We start from the raw sequence: 21,996 nt of genomic DNA on the forward strand, positions 1-21,996 counted from the left end.
TGGTTCAAATCCATCTGGGCCCACCATGGTTATGTGACCATACGGTTGGACGGAAGGCATTGAAGATGAACAATTTTTGTTCTTTGACAGTTCAGGATTATATATCCAAATATAATTTAAATTAAATATGTGTAAGTGGGTAAGATAAACGCCTAGAATAACGAGCGTTTGCATAAACCAGTTACAGCCATTGGTGGATGCCTTGGCGTCATATGGCGATGAAGGACGCAGCAAGCTGCGATAAGCTTCGGGGAGCGGCACGCACGCTTTGATCCGGAGATTTCCGAATGGGGAAACCCAATGCCGGTAATGCGGCATTACTCCCAGCTGAATATATAGGCTGGGTAGAGCGACACGCGGTGAAGTGAAACATCTCAGTAACCGTAGGAACAGAAAGAGAATCGATTCCGTAAGTAGCGGCGAGCGAAAGCGGAACAGCCCAAACCAGAAGGATTTATCCTTTTGGGGTTGTAGGACCACAACATGGGGAGCAACGGCTAGAAGAACACTCTGGAAAGAGTGACCAAAGAGGGTGACAGTCCCGTAATCGAAAGCCCGCGCCGACCTAGTGGTATCCTGAGTAGCACCGGACACGTGAAACCCGGTGTGAATCTGCGCCGACCACGGCGTAAGGCTAAATACAATATGACGACCGACAGTGAACTAGTACCGCGAGGGAAAGGTGAAAAGCACCCCTGTTAGGGGAGTGAAATAGTAACTGAAACCGATGGCTAACAAATCAGTAGGAGCTCCCTTGTGGAGTGACTGCCTGCCTTTTGTATAATGAGTCTGCGAGTTAATGTCCGTAGCAAGCCTAAGCCGCTCAGCGGTGGAGGCGCAGCGAAAGCGAGTCTGAATAGGGCGTTCAGTTGCTGGCATTAGACCCGAAGGGGAGGTGATCTAACCATGACCAGGTTGAAGCGTTAGTAAAATAACGTGGAGGACCGAACCGGTGTATCTTGAGAAATGCTCGGATGAGTTGTGGTTAGGAGCGAAAGACTAATCAAACCCCCTGATAGCTGGTTCTTTCCGAAATATATTGAGGTATAGCGTCGAGCGCTGACCTGTGGAGGTAGAGCACTGAATAAGCTAGGGCCCCTACCGGGGTACTGAACTTTATCAAACTCCGAATGCCACAGGGTGAAGCTCGGCAGTCAGACAGTGGGTGCTAACGTCCATTGTCGAGAGGGAAACAACCCAGACCATCGATTAAGGTCCCTAAATATGGCTCAGTGGTAAAGGATGTGATTTTACTTAGACAATGGGGATGTTGGCTTAGAGGCAGCCACCATTTAAACAGTGCGTAATAGCTGACCCATCGAGTGAAATTGCGCCGAAAATGATCGGGACTTAAGCCATATACCGAAATCGTGGATTTCAGATCTTTAGATCTGGAGTAGTAGGAAAGCGTTCCAAGTGCAGCGAAGGAGAAGGGGCAACCGATTCTGGAGCGCTTGGAAGTGAGAATGCAGACATGAGTAACGATAAAGATGGTTAAATTCCATCTCGCCGTAAGGATAAGGTTTCCTGGGGAAGGTTCGTCCGCCCAGGGTTAGCCGGGAGCTAAGACGAGGCCGTAAGGAGTAGTCGATGCACAGGAGGTTAATATTCCTCCGCCGGCTTGCAACTATCCCTAGAGTGCTGATCGAGGGACCCTACAGACCTGTTATGACAAGGCACTGCAAAGCTACGGCTGAGTGGGTGTAGGGAAACAAGGTTACAAGAAAAGCTCTAGGATTACTATGCAGGTCGCCCGTACCGCAAACCGACACAGGTATCCGGGATGAGTATTCTAAGGCGCGCGAGTTAAATCTCTCTAAGGAACTCGGCAAATTAGCCCCGTATCTTCGGTATAAGGGGTGCCCTCTTCGGAGGGTCGCAGTTAATAGCGTCAACCGACTGTTTAGCAAAAACACAGCTCTCTGCTAAGTCGCAAGACGACGTATAGGGAGTGACACGTGACCAATGCGAAAAGGTGAAAACCTGAGGTGCAAGCTTCGGGTCTAAGCCCTCGTGAATGTCGGCCGTAACTATAACGGTCCTAAGGTAGCGAAATTCCTTGTCGGGTAAGTTCCGACCCGCACGAATCGTGTAACGAGTTGACGACTGTCTCGGAGAGATGCTCGGTGAAATTGTAGTAGCGGTGAAGATGCCGCTTACCCGCAGCAGGACGGAAAGACCCTATGCACCTTTACTGTAAGCTGTTATTGTCGCTTGATTTTCATTGCGTAGAATAGGTGGGAGACGTTGATACTTCACTCCAGGGTGAAGAGGAGTCACAATGTGAAATACCACTCTTTGTTGGTTAGGCGTCTAACCTCTTTCCATTATCTGGAGGAGGGACAGTGATAGCAGGTCAGTTTTACTGGGGCGGTATCCTCCCAAAAAGTAACGGAGGATTTCGAAGGTTCCCTCAGCCCGGTCGGTAATCGGGCTATAGAGCACATGAGTATAAGGGAGCTTTACTGTGAGACCTACAAGTCGAGCAGTTGCGAAAGCAGGATCAAGTGATCCGGTGGTTGAATGTGGAATCGCCATCGCTCATAGGACAAAAGGTACGCTAGGGATAACAGGCTGATCGCGCCCAAGCGTTCACAGCGACGGCGCGGTTTGGCACCTCGATGTCGGCTCATCACATCCTGGGGCTGGAGAAGGTCCCAAGGGTTCGGCTGTTCGCCGATTAAAGTGGTACGCGAGCTGGGTTCAGAACGTCGTGAGACAGTTCGGTCCTCTATCCGCTGTGGGCGTTTGAGACTTGAGGGGTTCATTCTCTAGTACGAGAGGACCGAGAATGACGAACCTCTGGTGTTCCGGTTATCACGTCAGTGGTAGCGCCGGGTAGCTAAGTTCGGAAAAGATAAGCGCTGAAAGCATCTAAGCGCCAAGCTGTTCCCAAGATAAGGTCTCAATCTGACTTCGGTCAGTGCAGGGTCCGGGTAGACCACCCGGTTGATAGGGCACAAGTGTAAGCATGGTAACATGTTCAGCGTAGTGCTACTAATGACCCTGCCGGTTTATGCAAATATAGCGCTTGTTGTTCTTAGGCGTTTATTTCACCTACTTACAGAAATTTAATTTAATCTGAACTGATACAATTACCCAATCATCGATTGGGTTCCCCTTCCTGGTGGTCATATGCCGGGGGCTCCACCCGTTCCCATCCCGAACACGGCCGTTAAGCCCCGAGCAGCTGATGGTAGTTGGACGTAAGGTCCCGCGAGAGTAAGTTGTCGCCAGGTTTTTGACCCGGATGTTGCGAAAGCAGCGTCCGGGTCTTCTTGTATTCGCACTCGGAGCTTCGCTAAAATACCGCTTTCAAGATCGAAGTCTTATTTCGCTTCTAGAAATACTTTAATTGCGTCTGCACATTTGAGGCCATCCATCGCAGCACTTACGATTCCGCCTGCAAATCCCGCTCCTTCTCCGCACGGATATAATCCTTTAAGTTGATCGTTTTGAAGGGTCTGACTATTTCGTGGGATTCGGACTGGTGAACTCGTGCGCGTTTCAAATCCTATGAGTTGGCATTCGTCTGAGACATATCCCGGCATGCTTTGAGCAAATTTTTTCAATCCTTGCTGCAGACGCCAGGTGATAGCATTGGGAAGGATCTTATCAATCCGTGCAGCTGTCAGACCTGGAAAATAGCTGGTTGGGATTAGTTCGTTAGATGATTTGTTTTCTAGAAAATCCCTAACAAGTTGTCCGGGAGCTTTTTGTCCGCCTCCGCCAGAGTCTTTAGCGGAAATTTCCAATGCTTTTTGATAAGCGACACCAGCGAGCACACCGTGAAGCTCCTGAAAGCTATTGGTATCTTCGGGTTCTACGGTAACCACCAACCCGCTATTGGCGAAGGGCGAGTCTCGTCGTGAGAGACTCATTCCATTTACCACAACTTCGTCATTTTCGGTCGCTGCTGGAACGATGAATCCACCAGGGCACATGCAAAATGAATGCACGCCTCGATTTTTTATTTTGGTGGCAAGGCGGTAACTCGCCGCGGGGAGCATCTCGTCGCGAGTTTGATTGCGCGGGTAATGGTATTGTTGCGAATCAATGAAGCTTTGAGAGTGTTCGATTCTGACTCCGACCGCGAATGGTTTGGGTTCTAACACAATTTGTTCATCGCGCAGCAATCGATAAATGTCTCGGGCACTGTGTCCGGTGGCCAGAACTACGGCTTCACCTAAAATTTCGGTTTGGTTGGAATCGGTGACTCCTATAATTCGGTCCGCCCGACACAAAAGTCCGGTTACTTTGGTTTGAAACCTTACCTCACCGCCGGCCGCGATGATGCTTTTCCGCATCGCCATGACGACGCTGGGCAAAAGGTTCGATCCGATGTGTGGGTGTGAATCCACAAGAATTCTGTCAGGCGCACCATGTGCGACGAATGTTTCGTAAATTTGAGCAACGGGTCCTCGCTTAGTTGCTCTAGTGTAGAGTTTACCGTCAGAAAATGTTCCCGCGCCGCCTTCCCCGAAACAGTAGTTCGAATCTTCCACGATGGTTCCTTTTCGCAGAATAGGAGCTAGGTCGAACCGTCGACTGGAGGCATCTTTTCCACGTTCAATCACGATGGGTTTGATGCCCGACTCGATGAGCCGGAGGGCGGCGAATAGCCCTGCCGGTCCGGCTCCGACCACAATTACTCGCGGTGCGTCGTCTGCGACATCGGGGTAATGAGGCGAGGGGAGTGATTCCTCTTTTAGTGGTCCATCGATGGCGACTTCGAATCGGAGCAAGACTTTGATATCCTTCTTGCGGGCATCAATTGAGTGTTTGCGCAGTTTCGTGCCCTTGATGCGAGCTGGTGAAATTCCCAACTTGCGTGCAATCGCTGCCGTTTGAGCATCTCGGTTCTCGGACTTCGCCAAGGGCAGAATGACATCGATAAGTTCCTGACGGGTCGTCGTATGCAATTTAGTAGATTTGAGTTTGTGGATTCTGTTTTCCGTGTCGTGAAACGAATTCAAACGGAGAAACTGGCCGAAATGTTATTTTTGAAAGAATCAGCCGAAGTCAGGCGTTTCAGTAACCATGGCTCATCTCCAAGCAACCGTTCCGATGAATTTCCGGCCACACTTGGCGAGAACTTTCGCTCCAGAGGAACTCTGGTTTCGGGAACTTATGGAAGCGGACTCGGCGGTGCGACCGTTTTTGCTGAAGCAATGGCTGCAGGAAAATCCAGAATGCGGGAAAAGGGTGGAAATGCTGTGGCGGGCTTTTGGCGAAAGCGGAGAGTCTTAGGGAATGGCCCGCTTGTTCCGTGAACCGGAAATCAAGCGACGGGGCGCCGGAGAATACGGGTCTCCATCAATTTCGACCTCGGGGAGCATCTAATATCCATCGTTTTGTGGGGTTGGCCTTTGCTTCTTCCGCGCGAATGGCGTCTTAAGTTAATGTGGCCAACAGACTGTCTCGATCTCTCTCTCCCTACCTACAACAACATGCGGAAAATGAAGTTGATTGGTTTGAATGGGGCGCGGAGGCGTTCGAATATGCGCAAAGTTCCGGGAAACCGATATTTCTGAGCATCGGCTATTCGGCCTGTCATTGGTGCCACGTCATGGCGCGCGAGTCGTTTTCAAACAGCGCGGTGGCCGCTCAATTGAATGCGAATTTTGTTTCAATCAAACTCGATCGAGAGGAGCGCCCGGAAGTTGATCGGATCTATATGTCCTACGTTCAGGCGGTTTCCGGACATGGAGGTTGGCCGTTGTCGGTTTGGCTGACGCCGGAGTTGAAGCCTTTTTTTGGTGGAACGTATTTTCCGCCCGAGGAAAAAGCGGGGCGGCCCGGGTTCCGCACAGTTTTGGACTCAATTGCTCGCGGTTGGGCGGAGGATCGAGAAAAGGTTGTGGCGGAAAGTGAGCGCGTCGTTCGATCACTGATTTCCCATCATGAGGAGGCCCCGCTGGGGGATGCGTTGCCTGATTTCACGGAGCCGGCCGGGGAGGCTTACGAGCAATGCTACACCTATTTGTTCGAAAATTTCGATGCAGCGTCTGGTGGCTTCGGAGGTGCTCCTAAGTTTCCCCGCCCCGCCAATCTCACTTTCCTTACTCGTTGTGCGGTGATTCAGGGCTTGGATTCAGCCTCGGGGCAGGAGGCGATGAACATGGTCGTTAAGACGTTGATGGGTATGTCGATGGGTGGTATTCATGATCACGTTGGTGGCGGATTTCATCGTTATGCGGTGGATGAAGGCTGGGGTGTGCCCCACTTCGAAAAGATGCTCTACGATCAGGCGCAGATTGCGGTCAATTTACTCGATGCGCTGGTGGTTTCGGGAGATGAGCGCCTAGGTTGGACGGCTCGCGGTATATTTGAATACGTGCTCGAGCGACTTCGGCATGGGGCAGGCGGGTTTTTTGCGGCGGAAGACGCCGATTCGGTTCGGGCCACCAGCGAAGGCGAGACGCTGCGGCAGGAAGGAGCCTTTTATGTTTGGTCAGTCGATGAGCTGAATATGCTTTGGGGTGGTGATGCGGAGTGGATCGCTGACCTCTACGGCGTCGAAGTCTCGGGCAATGTGCCGGGCCAAAGGGATCACCAGCAGGAGCTCCGCGGATTCAATGTTTTGAAGCAGCAAAAATCGCTCGGGGAAGTCGCGGAAAAATTAAGCCGTAGTCCGAGCGAAGTGGCCGAGTCTTTGTCGCGAAATTTGGTCAAATTGAAAACCCAACGTGAGCGTCGACCACGGCCGCTTCGGGATGAGAAAACCGTTTCCGCTTGGAACGGGTTAATGATCGGCGCGCTCGCCCGGGCATCATGCGTTGATGCGATTGCATGGGTCGATCAGTGCAATCGATACCGCGAGGCGGCGGTGGCGGCGGCCGCTTTTGTGAAAAGTGAAATGTGGGACCAAGCGACGCAGACGCTGGTGCGCTGTTGGCGCGACGGCCGCCAATCGCCGGTGGGGTTCGCGGAAGATTACGCCGCGATGATCTCGGGACTGCTTGATTTGTATGAGGCCACGTTCGATTCGGCGTGGTTGCGTTGGGCGGACGAGCTGCAGATCTCGCTGAATGTCCACTTTTGGGACGATGCCGGGGGAGGATATTTCCAAGCAAACGCCGCGGATAAATCGGTCGTGTTGCGCTTGAAGGATGATCAGGACGGAGCCGAGCCGTCGGCCAATTCTCTGGCGGCGTCAAATCTGTTCCGGTTGGGCGCGATGTTGCGCGATGAGTCTTACCGCGAGCGGGGCCTTCGCGTGGTTCAGGCGTTGCGGCCGGTGTGGTCGAAGACGCCATGGGCGTTGCCCGCGCTACTGAGTGCGATGGAGTGGGCGTTGGGCAGTCCGTATCAGATCGTGCTGAGTGGTGACGTTCGCAAGCCGCGTTGGGAAGAACTCGCGCAGGTTGCGCGCAATGCCGGAACCAAGCGACGGGTGGTCATCGCGGTGGCTGATATCGACGGCGATGATTGGTTGGTGCAGCGGGTTCCGGAGCTGGTCGGAGTCGTCGGACGGGGACGGGAACCGAGCGCCCAAGTTTGCCGTGGTTTTCAATGTGAAACCCCGGTTTCCACGGCGGCAGAACTGGTCGGTTTGTTGGATTAAGTGTGGTCGAGATTTCGGCGGGGAGCATCGGCCGGGAGTTGACGTCGGGCCTCGAATGCCAGTTAGCTGCGTTGCTGCCGCCGATACTATGTGGCACAACTGAATTCACACCTTGCAAATCCTCGCCGTCGAAGATGATCCGGTTGCCCGTCGCGTGTTGCGGCAGGCTTTGAAGAAACTTGGCCATGAAGTCATCGAGGCGGAGGATGGTGAAGCGGGGCTGGATGCGTTGGAGCGGGAAAAAGTGCGGGTGATTGTGTGTGATTGGATCATGCCGCAGATGGACGGATTGGAGTTTTGTCGTCGGGTGCGCGATCGGCCTGCGGAGGACTACGTTTATTTTATTCTGCTGACGAGTCGCACGGCCTCGACCGAGAACGAACGTGAAGCCGCCGACGCCGGCGTGGATGATTTTTTAAGCAAGCCGCTCGATGTGAATGAGCTTTGGATGCGGCTGCGCGTGGCGGAACGTATCCTGCAATTCGCTACCCAGGTGCGGACGTTGGAGGCATTTTTGCCGATATGTTCCTACTGCAAAAAAGTTCGCGAGGATTCGAATTACTGGACGCAGATCGAGAGCTACATCAACACGCGGACGGGGACCGATTTCAGCCATTCGGTTTGTCCGGATTGTTATCAATCGGTCGTGGTGCCGGAACTGAATAAACTGAAAGCCGAAGCGGCGGCTCAGCGTGAAGCTGATGCGGAGGAAGCCCGTTCGATGTCGAAGAGTGACGCGGAGAAAGTTTGATGCGATCGCAAGGTCGCATCTCAGTTATCACAGCATGCAAAACGACGGAGTAGCCCGATTGGAAGAGCGGATGGCTTGGCTTGAGCGTCACGTATTGGAACAAGACAAAGTGATGCTGCAGCAAGGCGATGCCTTGAAAAAACTGAGTGATGAACTCGCCGCCCTGCGGGAGCGCATGGCCGGGCGGGAGGCACCGCTCGATCCGAACGAGCGGCCCCCTCACTATTAACCGGCACTGGTTCGATCAGTTGCTCGCCCCCGGCAATGTGCCGGCGCGCACCAGCACCATGTCAGCGGGATTGAGATGCCGTTTGATGGCGCGATTTACTTCCTGAAGCGTAAGCGCCTCGATGCGGTCGGGATAGGTATCGAGGGACTCCAGAGTATCGCCTCGCTGCACGGCCCGCAATATTGACTGGGCCAAGCCACCGGTGGTGGCGAGTTGCAGTTTGAATGTGCCGATAAGGTTTGTCTTCCGTTCGGCCAGTTCCTTCGCCGTGACCCCGTCGTTATACCATGCTTCCAGTTCGCGACGGGTCGACGCGATGCCTTGCTCAAGCAACTCGGGCGCGAACGTGCCTTTGATATACCATTCGCCGTCGTTGTAGGTGTCGTTGGTGGCGTTGGCGCCGATGCCGTAAGTGAGGCCTTCCTGGTCTCGAATCTTGGCGAGCAAACGACCAGTGAACCCTTGGCCGAGGATGGCCGTGCCGACGTCGAGCGCCAAGCTGTCCTCGTCGGTGTAGTGCAGGCCGGACGCTTGGCCCCACGCGATGTTCACGCTGGTTTTGTCGGCGACGTTGACATTCACAACGGTGCCACGATCGGTGAGTTCGGTGGCGGCGACATCGGTTTTGATGATCGCACTGCCGCCCGTCCATCCTGTCGTGGCGGTGCGGATGGTGGTTTCGACTTGGTCGGCTGCAACATCTCCGACGAGCACCAACTGTAATCCGTCGGGACCGTAGTGGCTGGCATGAAAAGTCTTCAGCTCGTCCAGCGTAGCCTGACCCACCGCCGCGATGAATGCCTTGACGGGCGTCTGATAGTTGGGGTGGTCGACCGGGTAGATGGCGTTATTGAAGGCTTCATTGGCGATGGCGCTGGTGCTCTCGAGGGAGCGTTGCAATCCGCCGATCAAACGGGTTTTGACGCGCTCGAGATCCTCGGCGTTGAAGGCCGGTTCGCGGAGCTGTTCGAAGAGCAGACTGAGCACGACGGGCAGGTCTTTTTTAAGACAACGTCCGGAGATGTTGAGGGTGTCATTGCCGACCGAAAAACTCAGCTCCGCGCCGACGGATTCCAACTGATCGGCAATGGTGAACTTGTCTTGTCGGGTGGTGCCTTGGTCGAGCATCTCGCCCACGAGTGTTGCGATCGCAACATTCCCGCGACGCGCGGCGGCGTCGCCGGCCGGCAGGCTACCGGCGATGGTGACAACATCGCGCACCCCGGTGGGGAGAACATACAGATTGATTTGGTTGACGGAGGACTGAACCACCCGGGGCGCGATCTGAGCAGTGACGTGGATGGCGCAGACGACGACGGTCAGGGCGAGTGCGAGAAGGGAACGAGTTTTCATAGCGAAAGGATCTTAGGTTGCACGAGTTACTCGGTCGGGAGCTGAGGCACGAACCAGCCGGTCGTGCTGCTGTCCTCGATGAAATACAGTTGGGCCACGCGTTGCACATCGGCCGGGGTCACGGCCTGAGTTTTTTCATCCAGGGTATAATAGGCGGCCCAATCGCCGACGGCGATGTGCTCGTTGAGCACGCCGGCGACGGCAAACGAGCCGTCGCGGGAGAAGGCGGATTCTGCCAGTATCTGACTCACGGCGGAGGAAACCTCGGCGGCGGTCACGCCGTCGGATTTGATTTTTTCGATTTCGGCCAACGCCGCGTCTTCGGCGGTCTGGTGTTCGATCCCGGGGGCGAGCGGGATGAGGGTGTGATGCAGCGTCATGTCCCGATTGTAGAACGGGAACGCGTTGGTGCCGGTCGACAGGCCTTGGTCGGTCAAGGCGCGATAGAGGCGGCTCCCTTTACCCGACGATAGAATACGACTGAGCACCGTTACGGCCGGATAGTCGGCATGTGTGCCCGGCGGAATTTTGTGGGCGATGTCAATCAACCCGAGTTGTCCGGCGCGTTTGACGATGAGGCGGCGAGGACCGTCCTGTTTGGGCTCTTCGGTGTAAACTTCCGGAATGGCGTGAGGAGAGTGCGGCAGGACCCCGAAGTGTTCGCGAATGAGCGCCAAAGCCTGCGCGGGCTCGAAGTCGCCGATCACCGACACGGTGGCGTTGTTGGGCCAATAGAAGGTATCGTAGAACTCGCGGAGCTTTTCGATCGGCACGTTTTCGATGTCGCTGCGCCAACCGATGGTGGAGTGGTGATAGGGGTGGGCAATGAATGCGGCCGAACCGACTTGATCCAGCAATACGCTGAACGGGCTGTTTTCGCCGCGCTCGAACTCATTGCGCACCACCGTCATTTCGGGTTGGCGGTCGGACTCGCGCAGCAGCAGGCCCCGCACCCGATCCGCTTCCAGGGCGATGATCGTCGGGAGGTGATCGTTGGGCGAATTGACGTAGTAGTTGGTGCGGTCGAGCCAGGTGGTGGCGTTGTTTTGAGCGCCCAAGGGATCGAGGGTCTGGTCGTAGCCATTGCCATTCTCTTGATTGAATTTGCTGGATCCCTTGAACATCAGATGCTCGAGCAGGTGGGTGGCTCCCGTCGTTCCGGTCACCTCATTGCGGGAACCCACCAAGTAGGTCACCATCACGGTGACGACCGGCGAGGTATGCTCCGGCAAGAGCAGCACCTTGAGGTCATTTTTTTCCAAGGTATAGGCGGAGATGTCACCGACGGTGCGATCGTAGTGGAATCCCGGGATGTCTTGCGGGACTTCGGCCATGATGACGGTCGCGAACAGCGATGCCATCGTCGTTAAACGGGTTATCATGGGAAGGTATTTGGGTGAAACCGCGAAGTAGCGCCAGCTCGATGGTTCGAAACCCTGCGCGCGGGCGAAATTTCCCTGATTTAGACCCCCAAAACGTAACAAAACTCTCCTTGGTTTATGTGACGTAAACGTTACGGTGTAACAATAACGTCACACAGCGGTGCAGCCGGCACCCTATGAGCCTTTAACCCCCATTTGTCCCATGAAAACCAAACTCGTGATTTCCTGCGCGATCGCCATCGCGCTTTCTGGTTCCTCCCTTGTAGCGGCGGATCAAGCCACGGCCCGTTCCCCTGAAGCCCGCGACGGCGGCGTGTCCAAGGTGGCTCACATCAAAGGCATGGATCAAGCGCCCGTCATTGAGACTCGAGTCGCCCCAGTTTATCCCCGCGAGCTGCGGGAAAAGGGTATCCAAGGCCTCGTGACGGTCGAAATGCTGATTGATTCGACTGGTCGTGTGGTCGAAGCGAATGCGGTTCGAGCGACCGCCCCGGCCTTTGCCAACCAGGCGGTGGAGGCAGCCCGTCAATGGACCTTCAAACCGGCTGAAGCGAAGGGGCAGAAAATTTCCACGCGCGTGCTCGTGCCATTCGAATTCGTCATGCCGCAGATCGCGGCCTGGGAAGCAGATTCCCGCTAATTGCCGCGTCGCGACCGCCTTGCGGTCGTCATGACGTCGTTTTTACCAGCCCGCCTTTCGTGACCGATCGGCGGGCTTTTTGACGCTTACTCTTGTGATCATCTGGCGGATGGATCATCTCTGGTAGTCGGCGCCGCATCTTGTGCAACGAGCTACCGGTTCATGAGTTGTGGTTTGGCCCTCTACTAATTTTATAAATTTCTGATTCCGTTTCGCATCGGCCATGAATGATTCCACTGAAAACCTCGACGATCTCTGGGAGCTGAGCGAGCTCGAGCAGCGGATCGCCACGCGTCCCACGGCGGAGGATATGGAGCGACTGGCGGACAAATACGATCAACTCGGTTGGGACAAGGAGGCGGACAAGCTGCGCGAACGCGCCGCGGAGACGAAACAGAACCCGCACAATCAAGAATCAGTGCGGCTGGTGGGATCCTTCACGCCGATTGTCTTGGTCGAGCTCCTCCGGGTGCTTCATCTCACCGGCAAGACCGGGGAATTGTTGCTCGAGTCGGCCAATGGCATGACGGCCGCTGTGACAGTGTCCGACGGAGTGCTGGTGGACGCGCAGGCGGCCGATGAGCCGCCGGGGATGCCGGCCTTGCGGCACGTGTTGACCATGCCGGGCGGGCGTTACCAATTTCTCCCCGGCACGATGCGGGCCGCTTTTCAGTCGTTGCCCGCAGACAGCGCCGCCTTGTTGATGCAGCTTTCTGAAGAATTTGTGGAAGAATGAAGACCTCGCCGATAATCGCGATCCTGTCGCTTGTTCCTGTCTGGTCGTCTTTATCCCACTCCTAAGCCATGGCCAAGATACTGATTGTTGAAGATGATCGCGCGACGGGACAGCTCATGTCCACGTTGGCGGAAAGTTTGGGCCACGAGGTCGATCTGGCGACCGATGGTGAATCTGCGTTGGAAGTGGTGGCCCGGAACCCGCCCAAGATGATCATTTCCGATGTGCTCATGGCGCCGATGGACGGGCTCAAGCTGTTGGAAATCGTGCGCAAGGAGCACCCGGAGATTGCGGTGGTAATTTTTTCCGCCTCGCGCGACCCCGACGTCCAAATGCGGGCCTTGAAGCTCGGTTCGGTGCAATTTCTCTCCAAGCCTCTGCGGATCGAGCAACTCAAGAAGGTGCTCGAAAAGACCGTCAATGAGCCGAAGTCCGGTTCCAGTGCGCCCATTGAGACGACTGCCGTGCGGGCGCCTGTGCGTGAAGTTACGGTGGAGGGCTTGGAGGAGGCTTTGCGCCCCTACCTGCCGGGGACGCGTTTGCGCGATACTCGATTCCGCCTCGCGCGTTTGGCCAAGGTTCGCAATCGCGTGTTGGTTGAAGCCGGGGAGGGCGTGTTTAACGCGGATATTCTCCGCCTGTTGCACCGACACTCTCACCGTGCGGCCGGTCCGCTGAAGATCGTTGATTTCGGAGCTGACGATGCGGCCGAAGCCATTGAGGCCTGGGGGCGGCACCCGCAGGCATGGTTACAGCCTTTTGCCGGTGGCATGTTGGTGTTTCTGCAAATCGAAGCCTTGTCGCTCGATGACCAACTCAAACTGGCGGACTTGATCCGCGAGGTGAAAGACATCCGCGTGGTGGCAACGACGCACACCGATCCCGATTTGCTCCAAGCTGAGGGCAAGTTGGACGAAAGCCTTTATTTCCGACTGTCGCTTTTTTCGATGCGAATTCCGCCGGTCATGGATTTGGGGGCTGATGTGCCGGAGATTCTCCTCGATGCGATCACTGCCAGTGCGGGCTATCCCAGTAAGGTGCGCCCCGAGTTGGATCCCGTTGCTCGCGAAGCATTATCCGCCTACACATGGCCCCGTAATTACACGGAAGTGCACCAGATCGCGGATCACGTCGCATCGCGACTTTCCGAACCGAAATTGACGCTGCAGGAATTGCCCGAGGCGGTGGCGGCGGCTCGTTGGCCTTCGCTGCAGTCGCACATCGAGCGCGCCGCGGAACTGCACATTGATCGCGTCATTCGCACGACTTCGAATCTCGCCCGCGCCTCGGCGGCACTCGGCGTTCCGGAACGAAATCTGCGGGCGTTTCTGGACGACCGGACCCACAAACTTGTGCCCATGCTGGGGGCCGCTCAAGAAACGGCGCCGGCCGAAATTTCGCAGTCCGAGCGCGTGTTGATTATCTCACACGATGAACTCTGGCGCACGTCGGCGGCGGCGATGGCCGTAAGGCCCAACCGGAGTGTCACCGCCGTGGCCGATGGTCTCGCGGCCATTTCCCACATTCTCATGGCTCCGGACTCCGTCGACGTGGTGCTGGTCGCACCGCCGCTCGACGTGTTTACGCCCAGCGAGCTTGGGCGCCAACTTCGTCGCCTTTGTCCGGGGGCGATCCTCGCCTTGCTCGAGGCCTTTCCCGACCCGGACGAATGCGAGCCCTTTCACGAAATCAACGAGAAGATCGATGAAGCCGATCGATTTGACACATTGCTCACTCGCCTGCTCGACGAACGGCAAGCCAGCCGCTCGCACTAATTTTCCTCGGATGTCGCCTCGGTGGTGACCGCCCGACCGAGATTTCCCTTCTTTCCCGCCCATGGCCTCCACGCCCGTCCAGTATTTCAATCGTTACACGCAGCAGCTTGAGACCGAGCAGATTTATGGTGAGCGCTGGTTGCGCTGGGCCTACGAGTCCGGGCTGGGGCGGGCCACCACGGCGGTGCTGCTGAAACGGTGGTTTTTCTCGTGGTATTACGGTCACCGCATGAACCGCAAATACAGTGGCAACAAGGTGCTGCCATTTGTCGTCGACTACGATCTCGATGCCGACGAATTCGGGAAACAGGCGTGGGAATACAAGACGTTCAACGAGTTTTTCGCGCGTGCCCTCAAACCCGCCGCCCGCCCGATCGCCGCCGGCGATGATGTCGCCGTGCTGCCCGCCGATGGCCGCCACCTGGCGTTTGCCGATGTGGATGCGGCCGAAGGTTTCTACGTCAAGGGATCCAAGTTCACGCTCGCGGAGTTGTTTGGGAGTGCGGAGCTGGCCGCACCTTTCGCCGGGGGCACCATGGTCATTTCCCGGCTTTGTCCGGTGGATTATCACCGTTTCCACTTCCCGGTCGCGGGCACGCCCGACCATACGACTTTGATCAAGGGAGCGCTCTACTCGGTCAACCCGATCGCGTTGCGCCGCAACGTGAAATACCTCGTGCAAAACAAACGCATGCGCACGTTGCTCGATTCCGAGCGCTTCGGACAGGTGGCCATGTTCGAAGTCGGGGCCACGTGTGTGGGCACGATTCGGCAACTTTACGTGCCGGATCGCGTTAACGCGAAAGGCGAGGAAAAGGGGCTTTTCAAATTCGGTGGCTCATGTGTGATCACCGTTTTTCAAGCCGGTCGGATCGAACTGGCCGAGGACTTGAAAACCCAGGGGGCTCAACAGCGCGAAGTCTACGCGAGAATGGGCGATGTGTTGGGTCGGGCGACGACGGGTTGAGTCAGGTGCCGTCCTCGATCCGCGCGGCGATGTTCCAGACGTGACCTTCGGGGTCCACGACACGGCCCACACGGTCGCCCCAAAACTGATCGGCGGCCGGCAGCACTACGCGGGCTCCGGCGGCGATGGCTGTTTCGATTACGGGGTCCACGGTCTCTCCGTAGAGGTAGATCACCACGGGCGAACTGCCGTCCGGTGTCGGAGCGTCGCTCGCCAGATGTTGCGACACATCATGCACCATGATCAGCGATCCGTTGATCTGTAGGGTCGCATGCACTACACGGCCGTCCTCGGTCTCGCGGCGGGACAGTTCGGACGCGCCAAAGGCGCGCTGGCAGAATGCGATCTCCGCCCCGGGATCGCGGCAAACCAGCATCGGCACGATCAGATGGGGACGCATTGGGACGGGGCGGCGAATCGTTATGGCTGGCGAGCGTTCGCCTGGGCTCCGGTTGGATCTACGGTAGCTCCGCCGCGATGGCTTCGGCCGCGGCGGCGACGGCGGCGCTGAGTTGCGCGACGAGGTCGCCGGAATCGCCGGTCCAGGAGGTCGCCGGCGCGATGAACTTGCCCTGTTGCTGGAGCTCGCCACTGGGCCGCGTGAGCGTGTAGGCGATGGAGAAGCGGATCGGACCGTTCTTCACCCCGGTGCATTCCAGCACGCTGATGCTCAGTTCGTAGTCCCGGGTCAGGTTCAGCGGGAATGGCGGCATGACCACCCGGTTGATTTTGTCGCTTTGCACGAGAGCTCCGCGCAATACGCGGGTCACTCCTTCGTCGAGCGGCTCGGCCCAACGGTCGAAGGTGCGGTAAGTGATTTCGTGGTTCGCCGTCATGACCGCGATGGCGCGGCTGTCGAGCAGGTAGGCCGGCACCTCGATCGGGAGCAGCCCGATGGCGACACCCGCGGGCGCGGAGCTGGAGGCCGCGGTCGAAGCCCCATCTTCCAACACGAAGAAGCGGGTGGGGTCGGGTTTGGCGGCGGGAATGACGTTGCACCCGGTGGTGAGCAGGAGCGAGACGGCGGCGAGACAGAGTTGAAGACGGACGCGCAGGTTCATCGGGAAAATCGGGGGGAGGTGGCCGGACGGGACGGCGGGCACGGGGCGTTATTTGTCCTTCGCTCGACCCGTGAGCAAGGCGCTGGGATTACGTTCGAGGAAGTCGGCGAGTTGGGCGATGGCTCGGGAAGCCTCGCCGAGTTGTCGCAGGGCGGCGGCGGCTTCGGCGCCGATGCCGCTCTGGGCGGAGATGAATTGATTGGTGGTGGCCGCAACCGCATCCAACGCGGCGAGACTGGTGCGGGCTTGCTGCAACGTCTCGGCGAGTTCGGTCACGGTCGGGTCGACCGCTCCATCGACACGTTGCAGCGTGGAACGCAGTTCGCCCAGCGCACCGTCGAGATTGGCGAGGGCGGAAGGGATCGCCGGATTGTCCGTGAGGGTGCGAATCGACTTCGCCGTGGCGGTCCACTCCTGGCCCAGAGCGGCGAGATCAATCGATTTGATCTGCTTGCGACTGTCGGCCAGCAGGCCCTGGAGTTCGCGGGCCATGGCGGAAAAGTCGATGTCCTTCACGTTGGCGAGGATCTCGGTGAAGGTATTTTGAAACTCTGAAATGGTCGAAGGCACCGCCGGCACCACGGCGTGCTCCACCGGCACGAGATGTCGGCGGGGCACGGGGTATTCCAGCGGGTCTTTGAAATCGAGTTCGACGTAGAGCAGGCCGGTGGCGAGGCCGATCACCCCGAGTTGGGCACGGAGGCCGTCTTCGATGAGTTTTTCGATTTCGGCCCGGTCGGACACATCAATGAGCTCGCCGTTGAGGTCGGTGAGCACGGCGCGATTGAGATCGCAGAGCACGGCGACCACCGATTTTTGCGTGGCGTTGTTGTAGGTGAGACTGACCTGGGACACACGACCCACGCGCACCCCGCGGAGTTTTACCGGCGAGCCTTCATCCAAGCCCGAAACCGACTCGTCAAAATACACCATGAAACGCTGCGGCTTGCGCAGAAAGTTGAGGCTGCCAAACGAGAAGAGCCCGATCATGCCGATGATCATCGCGCCGATGACAAAGAAGCCGACTACCGTGGGGCTGACCTTGGTCTTCATGAGGAGGGAGTGAGGTGGTTATCGATCACGATTACGAGCGCGGAGGGGAGAACGGGTGGCGGTTGTTCGATTTACGCCGGTTTGATCACGTCGCCGCGATGGAGGAATTCGAGCACGCGAGGGTCGCGACTCGTGGAGGCCAGTTCCTTGGGAGGACCGGTGGCAATGATGCTGCGAGCCTGTTTGTCCAAAAGGATCACCCGGTCGCCGATGGCGAAAATCGAAGCCAGTTCGTGCGACACGATCACACAGGTGGTGCCGTAGGTATCGCGCACCTGGAGGATCAGTTCGTCCATTTCACGCGAGGTGATGGGATCGAGTCCCGCCGAGGGTTCGTCGAAGAACACGATGTCCGGGTCGAGCGAGAGAGCGCGGGCGAGACCGGCCCGTTTTTTCATGCCGCCGCTGATTTCGGCGGGATAGTAATCGGCGTAGCCGGTCAATCCCACTTGGGCGAGTTTGAGGCGGGCGAGTTGAGCGCGTTCGCGTTTGTTGAGGTCGGTATATTCCTCCAGCGGCAGGGTGATATTCTCCGCGAGTGTGAGCGACGACCACAGCGCACTGCTTTGATACAACACGCCGAAGGTTTTGAGAAATTGGCGACGGCGCTCGGAGTCGGCTTTCACGAAGGATTCGCCGAAGATGCGCACGTCTCCCGCGATGGGTTGTTGCAGCCCGATCAGGTGGCGCAGAAGGGTGCTTTTCCCGCACCCCGAGCCCCCGATCACGAAAAACACTTCGCCTTTCGCGATGCTGAAATCGAGGTGCTCCATGAGGGGCACGCCGTCGTAGCCCACCGCCAGGTCCTCGGCGACAATGGCGGGCAAAGCGTGATCTTGAGCGGGGGATGTGTTCACCAGCCGAGGATGTTGAAGACGACCGCGTAAACCGCGTCGGAAACGATGATGAGCAGGATGGCCGTGACCACGGCCGACGTGGCGGCTTGGCCGACGCCCGAGGCGCTGCGATCGGCTTGGAGGCCCCGCAGGCAACCGGCCAGACCGATGATGGCGCCAAATGTAGCCGCTTTGATGATACCGGTCATCAGGTCCGACGTGTCGACGATGGTCAACAGCTCGACCCAGTAGGCGGTGGGCGGGATGTCGAGCAGGCCCCACGCAATCATCATGCCGCCGAAGATACCGAGTGAATTGGCGTAGACGGCGAGCAGGGGCATCATGACGCCGAGGGCCACGATCCGGGGAATCACCAAAAAATCCACGGGCCGGATACCGAGCGTCACGAGGGCATCAACCTCTTCGTTGGCCCGCATGTTGCCGATCTCGGCGGCAAAGGAGGCACCGGTGCGGCCGGCCACGACAATGGCGGTCATCATGGCACCCATTTCGCGCGTCATGGTCACGCCGACCAGATCCGCCACCCAGATGTCGCCGCCGAACTGGCGCAAAATCACCGCGCCGGAATAGGCGAGGATCACACCCACCAAAAACGCGATCAAACCGGTGATGGGCAGGGCCATCGCACCGCAGCGCTGCATTTCGGCGATACAATCGCGCCAGCGAAATTTCTGCGGATGCCGCGCAAGGTAGCCGCTGCTGATCACGCACTCGCCGACGAAATTGGAATACTGCTTCGCCTTCTCCCACAGATCGATGGTCGCGTTGCCGACCGCCGAGAGAAAATCGGGCGGGCGTCCGGTGGGGATCGGATGGCAGGTGCGGTCTTCCAGACGTCCCACCAGTTCGCCCAGGGCCGCGGGCAGATCGGCCTGGTTGCAATAAACGCCGTGGACCCGGCACCAGTTGCTGGCGGCCCAGATGAAAAGCACCAGCGAACTGTCCCAACCTTGCAGGTCGCTCGTTTCAAAATCCACCCGGGCGGGTTTGGTGTCTTTCACCAACTCGTCCCAGCGCGGCGCGGAGACGGTGATGCGCCAATCACCTCCCAACTGCACCCGCAAGTTGTCCGCCGATACGTCGAGCCTGGCGGTGGGGGCAGGTTGGTCGAGCGGGGAGGACATGGGCGCAAACCATCGGTCGTCGGATCGTCGGTCGCAAAACCTAATTTCTTGCGGCGATCATGGCGTCCGGGCGACCGTATCATTCCATGCGTTTCCGCACCGTCCTTTTTGACCTCGATGGCACGTTGATCGAGCATCTGCCCGCGATTCATCGTTGCTACGTGCACACCCTGCCGCAGCTCGGCTATCCAGCGCCTTCCTACGAGGAAGTAAAACGAGCCATCGGTGGCGGGCTGCCGCGAGCGATGGGTAAATTCGTGCCGCCAGAGCGGGTCGACGAGGCGCTCGCCATTTACCGTCCATACTGGGACGAGACGATGCTGGAGGGCGTCGAACTCATGCCGGGGGCGACGGAGATCTTGCAGGCGTTGCAGCGGACCGGCGTGCAGGCCGCCGTCTTCACCAACAAACACGGACCATCGGCCCGACGTATTTGCGCGCACCTCGGGGTCGAACCGTTGCTGGCCGATGTCGTCGGAGCCGGGGATACCGACTGGCTCAAGCCCGAACCCCGCTTCGCGGCTTGGACGCTCGCACGATTGGACGCGGCGGCGGCGGATACTTGCTTGGTCGGCGACTCACCGTTTGACGTCGCGGCGGCTCAGCAGGCCGGCATGGCCTTCGTGGGCGTAACGACCGGCACGCACACGGAAGCGCAATTGCGTGAGGCAGGGGCCACCCACGTGGTGGCCGACTTGGCGTCGGTCGCGGCGGCGTGGGCACTCGAATCGAGCGGGTAGGGCGGTTTTGCGGCGATCGCCGGCGCCGGCTTCGGTGGCAACGCCGTTACTTGGCGTTGGTGTCGGCCGTGGCGGTGTCGAGTTTCCGATAGTCCCGGTAGAGTTCGCGCATGGCATCGGCGGCGGCGTCTTCAAACGCTTGGGAAAGCGTGAATCGATCCGAGCGATTCCAGGTTGTGGCGTGGCCGTTGAAGCTGCCGAGGTTGATCGACTGGCCATCAACCGTGGTCACTTTGGCGGTGAAGCGGCATTCGACGAAACCGGAACGACGACGTTCCCAATCGGAAAGGCGCACGGTCAGCAGCGGGATGCGGTCTGACACTTTGTCCAGGCGGTCGACGTGCGTGATACGACCTTCAAAGCCACCACGACGAAATGATTCCTGCAGCTGGGCGACCAAGGCATCGGCGATGTCGCTCTCATTCATGATATCAAACACCGTCGGGGTCTCGACCGTCACCTGCAGCCGCGGCATTTCGGTGCTCTTGGCCGATGCGACGGAGGAGAGAAGGATGGAAAACACCACGGTGGTGAAAAGGCGGAGGTAAGGAGTTTTCATAGTAAACTATGAGACGCGTGCCTGCCGCGGGAGTTGCCGAAATCGAGCGGTTTCGGGTGGATTCAGACCGCTTTAATAAACGTAATTTGAGAAAATTATACCTGCCCGGCATCGACTGGAATGACGGAACATTTTGCCGCAGTCATCACGGCCGCTGCTGCCCCGCAGCAGACATAATGTGATGTGAATAAGTTGTCAGCGGATTGGCGTTGCGTTACGCGCTTCCCCAGTATTCGAAATACTTATGGGTTATAAGTGATTTAAAACAAAGATATTGCGTGATATTATTACCCGAATAACGGCGGAATGATGTCACAAATGCGTGGCATTTGCGCTGTTAGTATCCGTGAAAAACTCGGGAAAAACTTAGCCTTGCACTGGATTACTCAGGGTGCCGATACCTTGGATTTCCACTTCCACGGTGTCGCCGTCCTGGAGCCAAACCGGAGGTTTCCGGGCGTAGCCCACGCCGGACGGCGTGCCGGTCAATATGATGGTGCCGGCGGGCAGGGTGCGATCGGTGCTCAGAAACGAAACCAGCGTGCGCACGTCGAACACCATGTCGGCGGTGGTGGAATCCTGCCGCACTTCACCGTTTATGCGAGTCACGAGGCGCAGGTTGTCGGGATCGGTGAGTTCGTCCGGCGTGACCAGCATCGGACCCAACGGGCAGAATGTGTCGAAGCTCTTGCCGTGGTTGAACTGACCACCGCCGAGTTTGAACTGCCAGTCCCGCGCCGAGACATCGATGGCGATGGTGTAGCCGAGCACATGGTCGATGGCGTCTTCCGGTGAAACGTTTCGCGCGTCGCGGCCGATGACGATGACGAGCTCGCCTTCGTAGTCGGTGTTTTCCGTGCAACTGGGCAACTGGATGGGGTCACCGGGATGCTGCAGCGAGCCGGTGGTCTTCATGAACCACATGGGACGCTCCGGCACGGCTTTGCCGCCTTCCTCCGCGTGTTTGCGGTAGTTGAGCCCGATGCCGATGATGTTGGTCGGGGCAATCGGCGCCAAAACCTTCGTCGGAGTGACCGGCGTTTCGGTCACATGATACTCGCCCAACAAGTCGCCCTTCACCGCGCGAGTCGCGCCATCGGGAGTGAGGGCGGCCCAGGCCGGGCCCGTGGAGGTGAGATGTCGAATGAAGCGCATGAGGGATTTGGTTTGAGCGTGAAACGTGCCCGCGAGACGGAGAGGCG

General features: G+C 57.8%; 19 protein-coding genes, 1 tRNA gene and 2 rRNA genes (1 of these 22 cut by a window edge). 12 read left to right on the forward strand and 10 right to left on the reverse strand.

Annotated features, from left to right (window positions below):
- The 3 genes from PXH66_RS00220 to rrf form a co-directional block, all read left to right on the forward strand.
- Positions 1-26 (forward strand) — tRNA-Ile (locus tag PXH66_RS00220) (it extends 51 nt beyond the left edge of the window).
- 144 nt (positions 27-170) lie between these two features.
- A 23S ribosomal RNA gene (locus PXH66_RS00225) occupies positions 171-3,022 on the forward strand.
- Between the two features lie 101 nt (positions 3,023-3,123).
- A 5S ribosomal RNA gene (rrf, locus tag PXH66_RS00230) occupies positions 3,124-3,239 on the forward strand.
- A gap of 90 nt (positions 3,240-3,329) precedes the next feature.
- Here the strand turns inward: rrf and PXH66_RS00235 are convergent.
- Positions 3,330-4,922 (reverse strand): NAD(P)/FAD-dependent oxidoreductase, encoded by a 1,593-nt coding sequence (locus tag PXH66_RS00235; RefSeq protein ID WP_330927633.1) that lies wholly within the window; start codon positions 4,920-4,922, stop codon positions 3,330-3,332.
- A 39-nt stretch (positions 4,923-4,961) separates the two neighbouring features.
- Between PXH66_RS00235 and PXH66_RS00240 the strand changes: the two genes are divergently transcribed.
- The 4 genes from PXH66_RS00240 to PXH66_RS00255 all read left to right on the forward strand — a co-directional run bounded on the left by PXH66_RS00240 (position 4,962) and on the right by PXH66_RS00255 (position 8,547).
- A complete protein-coding gene (locus PXH66_RS00240; RefSeq protein ID WP_330927634.1) occupies positions 4,962-5,273 on the forward strand; it encodes a hypothetical protein in 312 nt (103 codons plus the stop codon).
- A gap of 131 nt (positions 5,274-5,404) precedes the next feature.
- Positions 5,405-7,567: a thioredoxin domain-containing protein gene (locus PXH66_RS00245; protein ID WP_330927635.1), complete on the forward strand. Its 2,163-nt coding sequence runs from the start codon at positions 5,405-5,407 to the stop codon at positions 7,565-7,567.
- Between the two features lie 112 nt (positions 7,568-7,679).
- Positions 7,680-8,318, forward strand: coding sequence for a response regulator (locus PXH66_RS00250; RefSeq protein WP_330927636.1), 639 nt, complete (start codon positions 7,680-7,682; stop codon positions 8,316-8,318).
- A gap of 34 nt (positions 8,319-8,352) precedes the next feature.
- A complete protein-coding gene (locus tag PXH66_RS00255; RefSeq protein WP_330927637.1) occupies positions 8,353-8,547 on the forward strand; it encodes a SlyX family protein in 195 nt (64 codons plus the stop codon).
- A 15-nt stretch (positions 8,548-8,562) separates the two neighbouring features.
- Here the strand turns inward: PXH66_RS00255 and PXH66_RS00260 are convergent, their stop codons facing one another.
- Complete coding sequence (locus tag PXH66_RS00260; protein WP_330927638.1) at positions 8,563-9,900, reverse strand: M16 family metallopeptidase; 1,338 nt, start codon at positions 9,898-9,900, stop codon at positions 8,563-8,565.
- Positions 9,901-9,926: 26 nt separating this feature from the next.
- Complete coding sequence (locus PXH66_RS00265) at positions 9,927-11,282, reverse strand: M16 family metallopeptidase (RefSeq protein ID WP_330927639.1); 1,356 nt, start codon at positions 11,280-11,282, stop codon at positions 9,927-9,929.
- A gap of 202 nt (positions 11,283-11,484) precedes the next feature.
- On the opposite strand from PXH66_RS00265, the gene PXH66_RS00270 reads away from it, so the two are divergent.
- The 4 genes from PXH66_RS00270 (at position 11,485) to asd (ending at position 15,400) form a co-directional block, all read left to right on the forward strand.
- Positions 11,485-11,922, forward strand: a complete 438-nt coding sequence (locus PXH66_RS00270) for an energy transducer TonB (RefSeq protein WP_330927640.1) — start codon at positions 11,485-11,487, stop codon at positions 11,920-11,922.
- Positions 11,923-12,145: 223 nt separating this feature from the next.
- On the forward strand, positions 12,146-12,658 hold the full coding sequence (locus PXH66_RS00275) for a DUF4388 domain-containing protein (RefSeq protein ID WP_330927641.1): 513 nt from the start codon (positions 12,146-12,148) through the stop codon (positions 12,656-12,658).
- 68 nt (positions 12,659-12,726) lie between these two features.
- Entirely contained in the window at positions 12,727-14,433 is a 1,707-nt protein-coding gene (locus PXH66_RS00280; RefSeq protein WP_330927642.1) for a sigma-54-dependent transcriptional regulator, read from the forward strand.
- A gap of 61 nt (positions 14,434-14,494) precedes the next feature.
- A complete protein-coding gene (asd, locus tag PXH66_RS00285; protein WP_330927643.1) occupies positions 14,495-15,400 on the forward strand; it encodes an archaetidylserine decarboxylase in 906 nt (301 codons plus the stop codon).
- A gap of 1 nt (position 15,401) precedes the next feature.
- Here asd and PXH66_RS00290 read toward each other — a convergent pair whose 3' ends face one another.
- The 5 genes from PXH66_RS00290 to PXH66_RS00310 all read right to left on the reverse strand — a co-directional run bounded on the left by PXH66_RS00290 (position 15,402) and on the right by PXH66_RS00310 (position 19,495).
- On the reverse strand, positions 15,402-15,800 hold the full coding sequence (locus PXH66_RS00290; protein WP_330927644.1) for a VOC family protein: 399 nt from the start codon (positions 15,798-15,800) through the stop codon (positions 15,402-15,404).
- A gap of 58 nt (positions 15,801-15,858) precedes the next feature.
- On the reverse strand, positions 15,859-16,461 hold the full coding sequence (locus tag PXH66_RS00295; RefSeq protein ID WP_330927645.1) for a PqiC family protein: 603 nt from the start codon (positions 16,459-16,461) through the stop codon (positions 15,859-15,861).
- A 48-nt stretch (positions 16,462-16,509) separates the two neighbouring features.
- Positions 16,510-17,514: an MlaD family protein gene (locus PXH66_RS00300; protein WP_330927646.1), complete on the reverse strand. Its 1,005-nt coding sequence runs from the start codon at positions 17,512-17,514 to the stop codon at positions 16,510-16,512.
- Positions 17,515-17,585: 71 nt separating this feature from the next.
- Positions 17,586-18,371, reverse strand: coding sequence for an ABC transporter ATP-binding protein (locus tag PXH66_RS00305; RefSeq protein WP_330927647.1), 786 nt, complete (start codon positions 18,369-18,371; stop codon positions 17,586-17,588).
- Entirely contained in the window at positions 18,368-19,495 is a 1,128-nt protein-coding gene (locus PXH66_RS00310; RefSeq protein WP_330927648.1) for an MlaE family ABC transporter permease, read from the reverse strand. Before PXH66_RS00310 ends, PXH66_RS00305 begins: the two co-directional genes overlap by 4 nt.
- A gap of 86 nt (positions 19,496-19,581) precedes the next feature.
- On the opposite strand from PXH66_RS00310, the gene PXH66_RS00315 reads away from it, so the two are divergent.
- Positions 19,582-20,235 carry an HAD family hydrolase gene (locus PXH66_RS00315; protein WP_330932188.1) on the forward strand — a complete coding sequence of 218 codons (654 nt, stop codon included), beginning with the start codon at positions 19,582-19,584 and terminating at the stop codon, positions 20,233-20,235.
- Between the two features lie 46 nt (positions 20,236-20,281).
- Here the strand turns inward: PXH66_RS00315 and PXH66_RS00320 are convergent, their stop codons facing one another.
- The gene (locus PXH66_RS00320) at positions 20,282-20,794 is read right to left on the reverse strand and encodes a hypothetical protein (protein ID WP_330929239.1); all 513 of its coding nucleotides are present in this window, start codon (positions 20,792-20,794) and stop codon (positions 20,282-20,284) included.
- Positions 20,795-21,160: 366 nt separating this feature from the next.
- Complete coding sequence (locus PXH66_RS00325; protein ID WP_330929240.1) at positions 21,161-21,949, reverse strand: fumarylacetoacetate hydrolase family protein; 789 nt, start codon at positions 21,947-21,949, stop codon at positions 21,161-21,163.
- Positions 21,950-21,996: the final 47 nt, after the last annotated feature.

It is taken from the genome of Synoicihabitans lomoniglobus, from assembly GCF_029023725.1.
GTDB lineage: Bacteria > Verrucomicrobiota > Verrucomicrobiia > Opitutales > Opitutaceae > Actomonas > Actomonas lomonigloba.

Bases quoted from the DNA above. Each gene is read 5' to 3' on its own strand.
- PXH66_RS00255 (WP_330927637.1), top strand. From the start codon at position 8,353: ATGCAAAACGACGGAGTAGCCCGATTGGAAGAGCGGATGGCTTGGCTT.
- PXH66_RS00260 (WP_330927638.1), bottom strand. From the start codon at position 9,900: ATGAAAACTCGTTCCCTTCTCGCACTCGCCCTGACCGTCGTCGTCTGC.
- PXH66_RS00265 (WP_330927639.1), bottom strand. From the start codon at position 11,282: ATGATAACCCGTTTAACGACGATGGCATCGCTGTTCGCGACCGTCATC.
- PXH66_RS00270 (WP_330927640.1), top strand. From the start codon at position 11,485: ATGAAAACCAAACTCGTGATTTCCTGCGCGATCGCCATCGCGCTTTCT.
- PXH66_RS00275 (WP_330927641.1), top strand. From the start codon at position 12,146: ATGAATGATTCCACTGAAAACCTCGACGATCTCTGGGAGCTGAGCGAG.
- PXH66_RS00280 (WP_330927642.1), top strand. From the start codon at position 12,727: ATGGCCAAGATACTGATTGTTGAAGATGATCGCGCGACGGGACAGCTC.
- asd (WP_330927643.1), top strand. From the start codon at position 14,495: ATGGCCTCCACGCCCGTCCAGTATTTCAATCGTTACACGCAGCAGCTT.
- PXH66_RS00290 (WP_330927644.1), bottom strand. From the start codon at position 15,800: ATGCGTCCCCATCTGATCGTGCCGATGCTGGTTTGCCGCGATCCCGGG.
- PXH66_RS00295 (WP_330927645.1), bottom strand. From the start codon at position 16,461: ATGAACCTGCGCGTCCGTCTTCAACTCTGTCTCGCCGCCGTCTCGCTC.
- PXH66_RS00300 (WP_330927646.1), bottom strand. From the start codon at position 17,514: ATGAAGACCAAGGTCAGCCCCACGGTAGTCGGCTTCTTTGTCATCGGC.
- PXH66_RS00310 (WP_330927648.1), bottom strand. From the start codon at position 19,495: ATGTCCTCCCCGCTCGACCAACCTGCCCCCACCGCCAGGCTCGACGTA.
- PXH66_RS00315 (WP_330932188.1), top strand. From the start codon at position 19,582: ATGCGTTTCCGCACCGTCCTTTTTGACCTCGATGGCACGTTGATCGAG.
- PXH66_RS00320 (WP_330929239.1), bottom strand. From the start codon at position 20,794: ATGAAAACTCCTTACCTCCGCCTTTTCACCACCGTGGTGTTTTCCATC.
- PXH66_RS00325 (WP_330929240.1), bottom strand. From the start codon at position 21,949: ATGCGCTTCATTCGACATCTCACCTCCACGGGCCCGGCCTGGGCCGCC.